Origin of the sequence: Streptomyces sp. NPDC005878, assembly GCF_040629815.1 — a bacterium.
Lineage (GTDB): Bacteria > Actinomycetota > Actinomycetes > Streptomycetales > Streptomycetaceae > Streptomyces.
The window spans coordinates 480024-491884 of record NZ_JBEXWK010000001.1 but is presented as its reverse complement, the minus strand read 5'-3'; the positions used below and the strand labels follow the sequence as shown (position 1 = coordinate 491884).

The following is an 11861-nucleotide window of genomic DNA, read 5'->3' as shown; positions in this document are numbered from 1 at the left end:
TCATCCGACCGGCTCGACACCCTCGCCCACCAGGAGATCCGACACCGATGCAGACCGACCTCGTCGCCGCGCTCGACATCGGCGGCACCAAGATCGCCGGAGCGCTGGTGGACGCCGAAGGCCGACTGGTCGTACGGACCCGGCGGGCGACCCCCGCGCGGGAGGACGGCGAGACGGTGGCGCGGGCCGTGGACGAGGTCCTCGCGGAGCTGGCCGGATCCGCACTGTGGGGACGGGTGGGGGTGCTGGGGGTCGGCAGCGCGGGCCCGGTCGACGCGTCCACGGGGACGGTCAGCCCGGTCAACATCCCCGGCTGGCGGGGGTTCCCGCTGGTGGAGCGGGTGCGGGCGGCGACCGGCGGGCTGCCCGTCGAGCTCGTCGGCGACGGGGTGGCGATGACCGCGGCCGAACACTGGCTGGGCGCGGCCCGCGGCTACGACAACGCCCTGTGCATGGTCGTCTCCACCGGGGTGGGCGGCGGTCTGGTCCTCGGCGGCCGGCTCCACGCGGGCCGCACCGGTAACGCCGGTCACATCGGTCACATCAGCGTCGAGCTCGACGGCGACCCCTGCCCGTGCGGGGCGCGCGGCTGTGTGGAGCGCATCGCCAGCGGCCCCAACATCGCCCGCCGGGCCCGGGAGAACGGCTGGACGCCGGGACCGGACGGCGACGCCTCGGCCGCCGCCGTGGCCGCCGCGGCGCGCGCCGGGCACCCGGTCGCGCTCGCCTCGTTCGAGCGGGCCGCCCAGGCGCTCGCGGCCGGCATCGCGGCGACCGCCACCCTGACGGAGATCGAGATCGCCGTGATCGGCGGGGGAGTGGCCGGGGCGGGCGACGTCCTCTTCGACCCGCTGCGCCGCGCCCTGCACGACTACGCCACCCTCTCCTTCGTCCAGGGCCTGAAGGTCGCCCCCGCCCTGATGGGCACGGACGCCGGTCTGGTCGGCGCTGCGGCCGCGGCCGCGGCTGCCGGGGCTCCGGCGACCAGCGCTCCGACGACTGCTCGCCGGGCGGTGCGGGCTGGAAGGTGACTCCTCATCACCTTCCTCCGCTTCCAGGACGGATGAACCGATTCGCCGCCCCGTTCCTCGCTTCTGCTGACGCGCGCATTTGCGGTAGAGCTTGTTGGAGTCTGTTGGAACAGAACGCGTAACGGTTGTTCGAAATCCCGTCAGAACCCTTGACGTCCCCTTCGGTTGGGGGTGTGATCCAAGCCACGCGTTCGGTTGTGTTGGGTTACACCCCGGAGGAGGGGGACATGGCACAGTCATCGTTCAGAGGTCCTGCGGTGCCCGGGAGCGTGGCGGGACATCGGATGTCCCGGCGGAGTCTTCTCCGCAGCGCCGCGTTCGGCGCCGGGGCGGTCACCCTCCCCTCGCTGCTGTCCGCCTGCGACAGCGGGCCCGGGGGCGACGCCAAGACGATCCGGCTGGGCTCCAACTCCTCGGACGCGGTGCCGAAGAAGGCCTTCGGGGAGGCCTTCGCGGCGTATGCGAAGCAGTCCGGGGAAGGCCGCAAGGTCAAGGTCAACACCGTCGACCACAACAGCTTCCAGGAGAACATCAACCGCTATCTCCAGGGCAAGCCCGACGACGTGTTCATGTGGTTCGCAGGCAACCGCATGCAGTTCTTCGCGAAGAAGGGGCTGCTGCACGACATCAGCGACCTGTGGCAGGGATTCCAGGGCTTCTCGCCCGCGCTGAAGGCGCAGTCGACGGGCGAGGACGGCAAGCAGTACCTCACGCCGTACTACTACTATCCGTGGGCCGTCTTCCACCGTAAGAGCGTGTTCCAGCAGCACGGCTACCAGGCGCCCCGGACCCTCGACGAGTACGTCGCGCTCGCCCGGCAGATGCGGAAGGACAAGCTCGTACCGATCGCGTTCTGCGACAAGGACGGCTGGCCCGTGATGGGCACCTTCGACTACCTCAACATGCGCACCAACGGGTACGACTTCCACCGCGATCTGATGGCCGGCAAGGAGGCGTGGACGGACAAGCGCGTCAAGGAGGTCTTCGACACCTGGCGCCGGATCCTGCCGTACTGCCAGAAGGGTGCCAACGGTCGCACCTGGCAGGAGGCCGCGCAGAGCCTCCAGAAGAAGCAGGCGGGGATGGCGGTGTTCGGGCTGCCCCACGCGGGACAGCAGTTCCCGGTCTCCGAACAGGGCGACCTCGACTTCTTCCCCTTCCCGGTCATCAACCCCGAGCACGGTCTGGACGCGGTCGAGGCGCCCATCGACGGGTTCCTGCTCGCCAAGAACGCCAAGAGTCTCAAGAACGCCAAGAACATGGAGAGTGCCAAGGACCTCCTGAAGTGGCTGGCGACCCCCGCGGCGGAGAACATCTACCTCGCCAGTGACCCCAACAACATCGCGGTCAACAGCGGGGCCGACACCTCCCAGTACAGCGCGCTCCAGAAGAAGTCGGTCGAGCTCATCTCCGGCGCCAAGCAGATCTCGCAGTTCATGGACCGCGACACCCGGCCGGACTTCTCCTCCACCGTGATGATCCCGGCGCTCCAGCGGTTCATCGGCAATCCGAACGACGTGGACGGGCTGGTCAACGACATCGAGCGGCAGCGGAAGTCGATCTTCGCCGCGGACTGACGCGGGCCCCCGGCCGTCCGGCCCGCCCGTCCGGCCCCCCCGCCCGCCAACCGGACCGCCTCCGCACCGACTTGGAGTACTCAGCCGTGTCGCTCACCTCCGCACGGCGCGCCGGACGACGAGGACCGCGGCGGTTCACCGCACGCGACCTCGCCGTCCTCGGCGTGCTGCTGGGCATACCCGTCCTGCTCGACCTCGCCATCGTGTGGGGCCCGACCCTCGCCTCCGTCGTCCTCTCCTTCACCAGCTGGGACGGGATCGGCGACATCAGATGGGTCGGTACGGACAACTACACCGACGTCTTCACCAACTACCCGCCGTTCTGGCCCGCCGTCCGCCACAACCTGATGTGGCTGGCCTTCCTCGGCTTCGTCGCCGTGCCGTTCGGGCTGCTGCTCGCGGTGCTGATCGACCGGGGCGTCCGCTTCAGCCGCTTCTACCAGTCGACGCTCTACATGCCGGTGGTGCTCTCGCTCGCCGTCGTCGGCTTCATCGCCCAACTGGTCTTCTCCCGCGACCAGGGTGCGCTCAACGCGCTCGTCGGCGACCGGCAGAACCCGACCGACTGGCTGGGCGACCCGGACCTCAACATCTGGATGATCCTGCTGGCGGCGGCCTGGCGGCACACCGGTTACGTCATGATCCTCTACCTGGCGGGCCTCAAGGCCGTCGACCCCACGCTCAAGGAGGCCGCGGCGATCGACGGGGCCGGCGAGGCCCAGACGTTCTTCCGGGTCGTGCTGCCGACCCTGCGCCCGGTCAACGTGATCGTCGGCGTGATCACCGTCATCGAGTCGCTGCGCGCCTTCGACATCGTGTACGCGGTCAACCACGGCCGTAACGGACTCGAAGTGCTCTCCGTGCTCGTCACCGACAACATCATCGGCGAGGCCGCGCGCATCGGCTTCGGCTCCGCCATCGCCGTCGTGCTGCTGACCGTCTCCCTCGGGTTCGTCGTGACGTACCTGGTGCAGGAGATCCGAGGGGAGAAGACCCGATGACCGTGGACACCGCGCCCCTCGCCCCCGCCACCGCCCCGCCCGCGCCGCCCCCGCCCCGGCGCCGCCGCGTCCGGCCCGGCCGCCTGGGCGTGCACGCCTTCCTGATGACCGTCTCGCTGGCGTTCCTCGCCCCGCTGCTGCTCGCGGTCTACGCCTCTCTGCGCCCCTACGAGGAGACGTCGGAGTACGGCTACTTCTCCCTCCCCAAGCACCTCTCCTTCGCCTACTACACCCAGGCCTTCAGCGACTCCGGGATGACGAAGTACTTCGTCAACACGCTGATCATCGCGGTGCCCGGGGTGCTGGTGACGCTGTTCCTGGCCTCGTTCGTGGCCTTCGCCGTCTCCCGCCTCAAGCTGCGCGGCGGCATCCTGCTCCTGATGCTGTTCACGGCGGGCAACCTGCTGCCCCAACAGGTGATCGTCACCCCGCTGTACGTCCTGTTCAACCGCGTCCCGCTGCCGTACCGGATGTCCGACTCGATGACGATGTTCGACTCGTACTGGGCCGTCATCCTCGTTCACATCGGCTTCCAGATCGGCTTCTGCGTCTTCGTCCTGGCCAACTTCATGCGCACGCTCCCGCAGGAGATCCTGGAGGCGGCGATCGTCGACGGCGCCGGCGTGTGGACCCAGTACTGGCGGATCACCCTGCCCCTGTGCCGCCCGGCCCTGGCGGCCCTGGCCACGCTCCAGTTCACCTGGATGTACAACGACTTCCTGTGGGCCCTGGTGTTCATGTCCGACGGCGACAAACTCCCGGTCACCTCGGCCCTGAACAACCTGCGCGGCCAGTTCTTCACGGACTACAACCTGCTGGCGGCGGGCTCGGTCATCGTGGCCCTGCCGACCCTGCTGGTGTTCCTGCTGCTCCAGAGGCACTTCATCGCGGGCCTGACGCTGGGATCCAGCAAGGGGTAGCCGACGGGTCCCCACAGAAGCGAACAAGTGTCGGGCAAGCGGCCGAAACCATGCGGTAACGAATACGCAACTCCCCTCACCCGCGACTCTCCGTGGCGATGAGATGGCCCTCTCACCGCCCAGGGGGGCCACATGAAGCACGCACGTACCTCCACCCTCGCGGCCGCATGGGTCGCGGCCGCCGCGCTCGCGCTGACCGGCTGCGGAGGGGGTGACTCCGGGGACGGCAAGGCCGGTCGGACGGTCGTTCCCAGCCAGTCGTCGCAGTCCCCGATCCCCAGCGCCACCACCGAGAGCCCGACGCCCACCCCTACTCCGACGCCCACCCCCTCCGAGCCGGCCCCGCCGCTGTCGCCGGATGTGACACCGGGCAGTGACGGAACGGAGGGAGGGAGCGTGTCCGACGGCTCCGGCGTCGGGACCGGCTCCGATCCGTCCGGCGGGTCCGGCACGTCCGGCAGCTCCGGCGGGTCGGACGGCTCCGACGATTCCGGCGGTGACGGGGACAGCGGCGGGGGCGGTGACGACCACGGCGGTGCCACCGCTCTCTGCAACGACGGTACGTACTCGTTCGCGGCCCACCACCGGGGAGCCTGCTCCCACCACCGGGGCGTCGCGGTCTTCTACCGGTAGCCGCCCGGGCGGGCGGAGGTCAGTGGGCGGGCTCCGGGGTGTACTGGCGGACGACCACCAGGAACGTGTCCGTCTCCAGGTCCATCACGACCTCCGCCGGCACGCCCTCGTCGCGGCGGTCGCGCGCGAACTCCTCGGCGGGCCAGCTGCCGCGCGGGCCGCCCGCGGGAAAGCGCTCCAGCACCGTACGACGCATGTCCGCCGCACCCCCTCACTCTCTTCCGGCACTCGCACAACGAGGTTCTTCTCGGATGCGTTACGGCCCCCCGTGGCCGGTGCCCGGGGACAAGGACGCGGTGGGCGGCCGGAAAGGCCCGGGTGGATCTGCAACAAGGGCGCCACAGTTGTGTACAAGATCAGGTCGCCCGGTTCCGCCCCGGCGATTCCGTGGCACCCTGTTGCGGGCAATCCACTGGGTGCTATGGAAGAGGGGGAAACCGTGATCGTCTGGATCAACGGTGCGTTCGGCGCGGGCAAGACCAGCACCGCGCGCGAACTGGTCGACCTGATCCCGAACAGCACGTTGTACGACCCCGAGGTGATCGGCGCCGTCCTGAAGCACCTGCTCCCGCAGAAGCGCCTCGCGGAGGTCGGTGACTACCAGGACCTGCCCAGCTGGCGGCGGCTGGTGGTGGACGGCGCGGCCGCGCTGCTCGCCGAGGTCGGCGGGGTGCTCGTGGTGCCCATGACACTGCTGCGGCAGGAGTACCGCGATGAGATCTTCGGTGGCCTCGCCTCCCGTCGCATACCGGTGCGGCATGTGCTCCTGACACCCGAGGAAACGATCCTGCGCGGCCGGATCGCCGCCCGGGTCGACGTCCCCGACGACCCCGAGGCGAGCGAGCGCTGCCGCCAGTGGGCGTACGAACACATCGAGCCCTACCGGACGGCCCTCGGCTGGCTCACCCGGGACGCCCACGCCGTCGACAACGGCGCCCTCACCCCGCGCGAGACCGCCGAGCGCGTCGCCGAGGCCGTCCGCACGGACGCCGCGCCCGTCAGCGAGATCGTCCAGACCCCCGAGCCGACCGCCGAGACGCTCGCCGCCGGGGTGCTGCTCTTCGACGAGAGCGACCGGGTGCTCCTGGTGGACCCGACGTACAAGCCGGGCTGGGAGTTCCCCGGCGGCGTCGTGGAACGCGGTGAGGCACCCGCGCGGGCGGGCATGCGCGAGGTCGAGGAGGAGATAGGGATACGGCTCGACCGGGTGCCCCGCCTCCTGGTCGTCGACTGGGAGCCGCCCGCCCCGCCGGGCTACGGAGGGCTGCGGCTGCTCTTCGACGGCGGCCGGCTCGACAGCGCCGGGGCCGGACAGGTCCTGCTGCCGGGCTCCGAACTGCGGGACTGGCGCTTCGTCGGCGAGGAGGAGGCGTCCCGGCTGCTGCCGCCCGCCCGCTACGAACGGCTGCGCTGGGCGCTGCGGGCCCGGGAGAAGTCCACCGTGCTCAACCTGGAGGCGGGGGTGCCGGTGGGCTGAGCGCCCGGGTCCGGGCCGCGCCCGTCAGTCCTGGTCCGCCGTCTCGCGCAGCACCCTCGCCGCGTCCCGCGTCAGCGGGTCCCCGTGCCCGAAGCACGCCACCGACGGGGCGAGCGAGGCGAGACGGCGGAAGGAGTCCCGGGCGCGGGCCCGGTCCACGTTGAAGACGCCGAGCATCACCTGGCCGACCCCGGCCACGCAGTCACCCGTGAACAGCACGCCGTGGCGCGGCAGATGGACACCGATCGAACCGTCGGTGTGACCGGGGGAGTGGACCACCACCGCGCCGCCGCCGAAGTCGAGCACCTCACCGTCCTCGACCTCGCGGTCGACCCGCGTCGGCGGCGCCTCGGGAACCGTCAGCCCGTGCTCGTACAGGGGGAGTTCCCAGTCGAGCAGATCGGGCTCGGGCACCGGGACCTCGCCCCGGATCACCGGCGCGTCCAGCCGGTGCGCGATCACCTCGGCCCCGTACCGGACGGCCAGCTCCTCGGCCGCGCCGTAGTGGTCCCGGTGGCCGTGGGTGACCACGATCCGGCGGAGCGCCGCCGGATCGAGGCCGAGGCCGCGTATCGCCTTCTCCATGGGGGCCGCGGCGTTGATGTCGCCCGCGTCCACCAGCGTCAGCCCGTCCCCGTCGGACCACAGGTAGGCCTGGCCGATGGGGAAGCGGAACATGTGCAGTTCGGGAGTGACCCGTACGAGATCCATGCCGCGACCGTACGGCGGCGCGGGCGCCCGCCGGGCGGATCTACGCTCTGCGCGATTCCGCCCAGAGCGTCACACCCCCCGGCCGGGGGCGTGACGCCACGGACCGTCAGGACTGCTGGGCGCGGGCGTAGTTGAGCAGGAAGTGCGCCTCCGCCACCGAGAGCCGCTCCAGCTCCCGCGGGGAGACGCTCTCGTTCACGGCGTGGATCTGCGCCTCCGGCTCGCTCAGCCCGATCAGCAGGATCTCCGCCTTGGGGTAGAGCGCGGCCAGGGTGTTGCAGAGCGGGATCGAGCCGCCCATGCCCGAGGACTGCATCTCCTCGCCCGGGTACGCGATCCGCATCGCGTCGGCCATCGAGGTGTACGCCGGGCTGGTGATGTCCGCGCGGAACGGCTGGCCCTGGCCGACCTGCTCGAAGGAGACACGCGCGTTCCACGGCGTGTGCTTCTCGATGTGGGCGAACAGCAGCTGGGTCGCCTCCGCGGCGTCCACGCCCGGCGGCACCCGCAGGCTGATCTGCGCCCGCGCGCTCGCCGGGATCGACGGGGTCGCGCCCGCCACCGGGTGGCAGTCGATCCCGATCACCGTGACGGCCGGACGCGCCCAGATGCGGTCCGCCACCGTGCCCGTGCCGGGCAGCCCCACCCCGTCCAGGACCTTGGCGTCCTTGCGGAACTCCTCCTCCGGGTACTGCAGCCCCTCCCACGCGGCGCCGGACGACAGCCCCTCGACGACCGTCTGCCCGTTCTCGTCCCGCAGCGAGTCCAGTACGCGGATGAGCGCGGCCAGCGCGTCGGGGGCCGCGCCGCCGAACTGCCCCGAGTGCAGGTTGCCTTCGAGCGTGTCGATCCGCACCCGGATCATCGTCATCCCGCGCAGCGTCGCGGTGACCGTCGGCAGACCGACCCGGAAGTTGCCCGTGTCGCCGATGACGATCGCGTCGGCCGCAAGCAGCGCGGGGTGCGCCTCGGCGTACCGCTCCAGACCGCCGCTGCCCTGCTCCTCGGAGCCCTCGACGATCACCTTCACGGAGACCGGGACGCCGCCGTTCGCCTTCAGGGCGCGCAGCGCCAGCAGATGCATGATGAAGCCGCCCTTGCAGTCGGCGGCCCCGCGCCCGTACCAGCGGCCGTCGCGCTCGGTCAGCTCGAACGGCGGGCTCAGCCAGGCGGACTCGTCCAGCATCGGCTGGACGTCGTAGTGCGCGTACAGAAGGACGGTGGGCGCGCCCGCGGGGCCGGGCAGGAAGCCGTAGACCGACTGGGAGCCGTCCGGGGTGTCGAGCAGGGCCACGTCCTGGAAGCCCTCGTCGCGCAGTGCCCCGGCCACCCACGCCGCGGCCGCCTCGCACTCGCTCCTGGGTGCCACCGCCTCGTCCGCCACCGACTGGAACGCCACCAGTTCCGTGAGCTCCGCCTGCGCGCGGGGCATCAGTGAGGCGACGGTCTCGGCGATCGGATTCGCGGTCATGGGCACGCTCCTCGTGGGTGCGACGTTGGAGTACGTGTACGCAAGTGCACGTGAATGTATGACGAAGGTAGAGCCGATCCTCCCACAGGGTGGACAGGCCCTACCGCGCCGTAGGATGCCGTCGTCAGCTTGACCACGGGTCGGATCAGGAGCAGAAGCCCATCGTGAGCAGCGAGAACGCAGATGCCGGGACACAGCCGGAGGAGCCGCAGGAGTCGTCCGTGTGGGATGTCGTCGTGGTCGGCGCCGGACCGGCGGGTGCCTCGGCGGCCTACGCGGCGGCGGTCGCGGGACGGCGGGTGCTCCTCCTGGAGAAGGCCGAGCTGCCCCGCTACAAGACATGCGGCGGCGGCATCATCGGACCGTCGCGGGACGCCCTGCCGCCCGGTTTCGAACTGCCCCTGAAGGAGCGGGTGCACGCGGTCACCTTCTCCCTGGGCGGCCGGCTGACGCGCACCCGCCGCTCCCGGCAGATGCTCTTCGGCCTGATCAACCGGCCGGAGTTCGACGCCGCGCTGGTCGAGTCCGCCCAGAAGGCGGGCGCCGAGCTGCGCACGGGGGTGACCGTCCAGCGCGTCGAGCAGCACGGCCCGGCCGTGCCGGACCGGCGCATCGTGGCGGTCGTCCTGGCCGGCGGCGAGACCGTCCTGGCGCACGCGGTCGTCGGGGCCGACGGCAGCGCGAGCCGCATAGGAGCCCACGTCGGCGTCAAGCTCGACCAGGTCGACCTCGGCCTGGAGGCGGAGATCCCGGTGCCGGCGACGGTCGCCGAGGACTGGGCGGGCCGGGTGCTCATCGACTGGGGCCCGATGCCCGGGAGTTACGGCTGGGTGTTCCCCAAGGGCGACACCCTCACGGTCGGCGTGATCTCGGCCCGGGGCGAGGGCGCCGGGACCAAGCGGTACCTGGAGGACTTCATCGGCCGCCTCGGCCTGGCCGGCTTCGAGCCCGCGATCTCCTCGGGGCACCTGACGCGCTGCCGCAGCGACGACTCGCCGCTGTCGCGCGGGCGGGTGCTGGTGTGCGGGGACGCGGCGGGACTGCTGGAGCCGTGGACCCGCGAGGGCATCTCGTTCGCGCTGCGCTCGGGTCGCCTCGCGGGGGAGTGGGCGGTGCGGATCGCGGAGGCGCAGGACGCGGTGGACGCCCGCCGCCAGGCGCTGAACTACGCCTTCGCCATCAAGGCGGGTCTCGGCGTCGAGATGGGCGTGGGCCGGCGGATGCTGGCGCTCTTCGAGAAGCGCCCGACGGCGTTCCACGCCGCGATCACCGGCTTCCGCCCGGCCTGGCGCGCGTTCGCGGACATCACCCGGGGCACGACGACGCTGGCGGGCCTGGTGCGTACGCACCCGATGGCGCGGCGCCTCCTGGACGCGGTGGACCGCCGCGCCCAGGGCCGGGCGGGAGCGGCGTCCCGGGAGTCCGTCGCCGAGCCGGAGGAGAAGGCCGTCACGTCCGAGGACAAGGTCTAGGGCGAGTCCGCCTCGTACGTGGCGAGCCCCTGGGGCGGGCCCGGCCGGTGGGCCGGGTCCGGTCCGCGAGGCGGCCGGGCCGGGGGCGCGAAAGGTCGCACCCGGGGCGCCTGACCGGTTCCGATGGGCCGGGGCGGCCCGTTCAGGCCTCGACGGTGATGCGGAAGACCGGGTGGTCGGGCGCGGCGGCGAGCAGCTCGTCGTCGCTCGACTTCGCGGTCACGCCCTGGAAGTACTGGTTCACCTCCCACCCCCAGCGCTCCAGATAGGTGCGCAGAACGGCCGTCTTCTCGCCGTCCTGGATCTCCACGGCCGTGAAGGCGCGGACCTTGCGGCCCACCCGCAGTTCACCCCCACCGGCCGCCCGCATGTTGCGGACCCACTGCGAGTGCCCGCGCGCCGAGATGAGGTACCGCTCGCCCCCGTACGTGTGCGGGTTGACCGGTACGCGCTGCATCTGCCCGCTCTTGCGGCCGCGAACCGACAGCTCGGCGGTTCCGGCGAGGCTCATCCCGTGGCGGGCCAGCCAGCCGATGGCGCTGTTCAGCCGCGTGGCGAAGCGACCGGCCTTCAGGTAGTACGGCTGCGGGCTGGACATCGACGACATCGGGACTCCTTGGGGTGGTGGGCCTCGGGGGTGTGGTGGGGCGGCGACTGCGACTGCGGGTGGGGTGCGGGTGGGACGTGGATATGGGTGTGGGTGCCGATTCGAGAGCACTGCTCTCGCTTGAGAGCAGTGTGCACGCAAGCACCGCTCCAAAGCAAGAGCACTGCTCTCGAATGTGTGCGCCGCACCCCGGCCAGATCACCGCTCTCATTCCGGTGCACCGCTCTCGCCCATGGCAGAATGACCCCCATGAGCACCGTCCAGGGCGCCCGAGCCCGCGCGCGTACCGAGATCACCGCCGCCATCAAGGACGAGGCCAGAAAGCAGCTCGCCGCCGAGGGCGCCGCCAAGCTGTCCCTGCGCGCCGTCGCCCGCGAGCTGGGCATGGTCTCCTCCGCCCTCTACCGCTACTTCCCGAGCCGCGACGACCTGCTCACCGCGTTGATCGTCGACGCCTACGACGCCGTGGGCGAGGCCGCCGAGCGGGCGTTCGCCCAGGCCGCGCCCACCGACGCCCCCGCCGAGCGCTGGGTCGCCGTCTGCCGTGCCGTACGGGCGTGGGCGCTGGCGCACCCGCACGAGTACGCGCTCATCTACGGCTCGCCCGTGCCCGGCTACACCGCGCCCCAGGCCACCGTCGGACCCGCCTCGCGCGTGGCGCTCGTGCTCATCGGGATCGTCCGCGACGCCCACCGGGGGCGGGGCATCGCCGTCCCCCGGCCCGCGCCCGGACTGCGTGCCGAGGGCGAGCGGATGGTGGCCGACTTCGCGCCCGGGCTGCCCCCGGCGGTAGGCCCCGCGCTGGTCGCCGCGTGGGCGCAGCTCTTCGGGCTGATCTCGTTCGAGGTGTTCGGCCAGTTCCACCGCGTCGTCGAGGAACGGGACGCGTTCTTCGCGCACGCGGCCGCCGGGCTCGCCTCCTCGGTGGGGCTGGTACTCCCCGGGGAGTAGCCGCGACCAC

General features: G+C 71.7%; 12 protein-coding genes. 8 read left to right on the top strand and 4 right to left on the bottom strand.

Going from position 1 to position 11861, the window contains the following annotated elements; all coding sequences use genetic code 11:
- Positions 1-47 precede the first annotated feature (47 nt).
- From ABZ404_RS02265 to ABZ404_RS02245, 5 genes are all read left to right on the top strand, one after another.
- Positions 48-1031 carry an ROK family protein gene (locus ABZ404_RS02265; protein WP_358834811.1) on the top strand — a complete coding sequence of 328 codons (984 nt, stop codon included), beginning with the start codon at positions 48-50 and terminating at the stop codon, positions 1029-1031.
- A 284-nt stretch (positions 1032-1315) separates the two neighbouring features.
- The gene (locus tag ABZ404_RS02260; protein WP_358834812.1) at positions 1316-2608 is read left to right on the top strand and encodes an ABC transporter substrate-binding protein; all 1293 of its coding nucleotides are present in this window, start codon (positions 1316-1318) and stop codon (positions 2606-2608) included.
- An 86-nt stretch (positions 2609-2694) separates the two neighbouring features.
- Positions 2695-3609 (top strand): sugar ABC transporter permease, encoded by a 915-nt coding sequence (locus tag ABZ404_RS02255; RefSeq protein WP_358834813.1) that lies wholly within the window; start codon positions 2695-2697, stop codon positions 3607-3609.
- The gene (locus tag ABZ404_RS02250) at positions 3606-4529 is read left to right on the top strand and encodes a carbohydrate ABC transporter permease (RefSeq protein ID WP_358834814.1); all 924 of its coding nucleotides are present in this window, start codon (positions 3606-3608) and stop codon (positions 4527-4529) included. Before ABZ404_RS02255 ends, ABZ404_RS02250 begins: the two co-directional genes overlap by 4 nt.
- 132 nt (positions 4530-4661) lie before the next feature.
- Positions 4662-5162 (top strand): DUF3761 domain-containing protein, encoded by a 501-nt coding sequence (locus ABZ404_RS02245; protein WP_358834815.1) that lies wholly within the window; start codon positions 4662-4664, stop codon positions 5160-5162.
- 19 nt (positions 5163-5181) lie between these two features.
- On the opposite strand, the gene ABZ404_RS02240 is transcribed toward ABZ404_RS02245, so the two are convergent.
- On the bottom strand, positions 5182-5358 hold the full coding sequence (locus tag ABZ404_RS02240) for a hypothetical protein (RefSeq protein ID WP_358834816.1): 177 nt from the start codon (positions 5356-5358) through the stop codon (positions 5182-5184).
- 243 nt (positions 5359-5601) lie between these two features.
- Between ABZ404_RS02240 and ABZ404_RS02235 the strand changes: the two genes are divergently transcribed.
- The gene (locus ABZ404_RS02235; protein ID WP_358834827.1) at positions 5602-6639 is read left to right on the top strand and encodes an NUDIX domain-containing protein; all 1038 of its coding nucleotides are present in this window, start codon (positions 5602-5604) and stop codon (positions 6637-6639) included.
- Between the two features lie 24 nt (positions 6640-6663).
- Here the strand turns inward: ABZ404_RS02235 and ABZ404_RS02230 are convergent, their stop codons facing one another.
- Both ABZ404_RS02230 and ABZ404_RS02225 read right to left on the bottom strand, forming a co-directional pair.
- The gene (locus ABZ404_RS02230) at positions 6664-7350 is read right to left on the bottom strand and encodes an MBL fold metallo-hydrolase (protein ID WP_358834817.1); all 687 of its coding nucleotides are present in this window, start codon (positions 7348-7350) and stop codon (positions 6664-6666) included.
- Positions 7351-7456: 106 nt separating this feature from the next.
- The gene (locus ABZ404_RS02225; RefSeq protein WP_358834818.1) at positions 7457-8821 is read right to left on the bottom strand and encodes a dipeptidase; all 1365 of its coding nucleotides are present in this window, start codon (positions 8819-8821) and stop codon (positions 7457-7459) included.
- Positions 8822-8985: 164 nt separating this feature from the next.
- Here ABZ404_RS02225 and ABZ404_RS02220 point away from each other — a divergent pair, with 164 nt between their 5' ends.
- Positions 8986-10293, top strand: coding sequence for a geranylgeranyl reductase family protein (locus ABZ404_RS02220; protein ID WP_358834819.1), 1308 nt, complete (start codon positions 8986-8988; stop codon positions 10291-10293).
- A 142-nt stretch (positions 10294-10435) separates the two neighbouring features.
- Here ABZ404_RS02220 and ABZ404_RS02215 read toward each other — a convergent pair whose 3' ends face one another.
- On the bottom strand, positions 10436-10891 hold the full coding sequence (locus ABZ404_RS02215; RefSeq protein ID WP_358834828.1) for a nitroreductase family deazaflavin-dependent oxidoreductase: 456 nt from the start codon (positions 10889-10891) through the stop codon (positions 10436-10438).
- Positions 10892-11149: 258 nt separating this feature from the next.
- Between ABZ404_RS02215 and ABZ404_RS02210 the strand changes: the two genes are divergently transcribed.
- Complete coding sequence (locus ABZ404_RS02210; protein WP_358834820.1) at positions 11150-11851, top strand: TetR/AcrR family transcriptional regulator; 702 nt, start codon at positions 11150-11152, stop codon at positions 11849-11851.
- Positions 11852-11861 lie beyond the last annotated feature (10 nt).

Coding starts and splice junctions, on each gene's coding strand:
- ABZ404_RS02265 (WP_358834811.1), top strand. CDS start 48: ATGCAGACCGACCTCGTCGCCGCGCTCGACATCGGCGGCACCAAGATC.
- ABZ404_RS02260 (WP_358834812.1), top strand. CDS start 1,316: ATGTCCCGGCGGAGTCTTCTCCGCAGCGCCGCGTTCGGCGCCGGGGCG.
- ABZ404_RS02250 (WP_358834814.1), top strand. CDS start 3,606: ATGACCGTGGACACCGCGCCCCTCGCCCCCGCCACCGCCCCGCCCGCG.
- ABZ404_RS02245 (WP_358834815.1), top strand. CDS start 4,662: ATGAAGCACGCACGTACCTCCACCCTCGCGGCCGCATGGGTCGCGGCC.
- ABZ404_RS02240 (WP_358834816.1), bottom strand. CDS start 5,358: ATGCGTCGTACGGTGCTGGAGCGCTTTCCCGCGGGCGGCCCGCGCGGC.
- ABZ404_RS02230 (WP_358834817.1), bottom strand. CDS start 7,350: ATGGATCTCGTACGGGTCACTCCCGAACTGCACATGTTCCGCTTCCCC.
- ABZ404_RS02225 (WP_358834818.1), bottom strand. CDS start 8,821: ATGACCGCGAATCCGATCGCCGAGACCGTCGCCTCACTGATGCCCCGC.
- ABZ404_RS02215 (WP_358834828.1), bottom strand. CDS start 10,891: ATGTCCAGCCCGCAGCCGTACTACCTGAAGGCCGGTCGCTTCGCCACG.
- ABZ404_RS02210 (WP_358834820.1), top strand. CDS start 11,150: ATGAGCACCGTCCAGGGCGCCCGAGCCCGCGCGCGTACCGAGATCACC.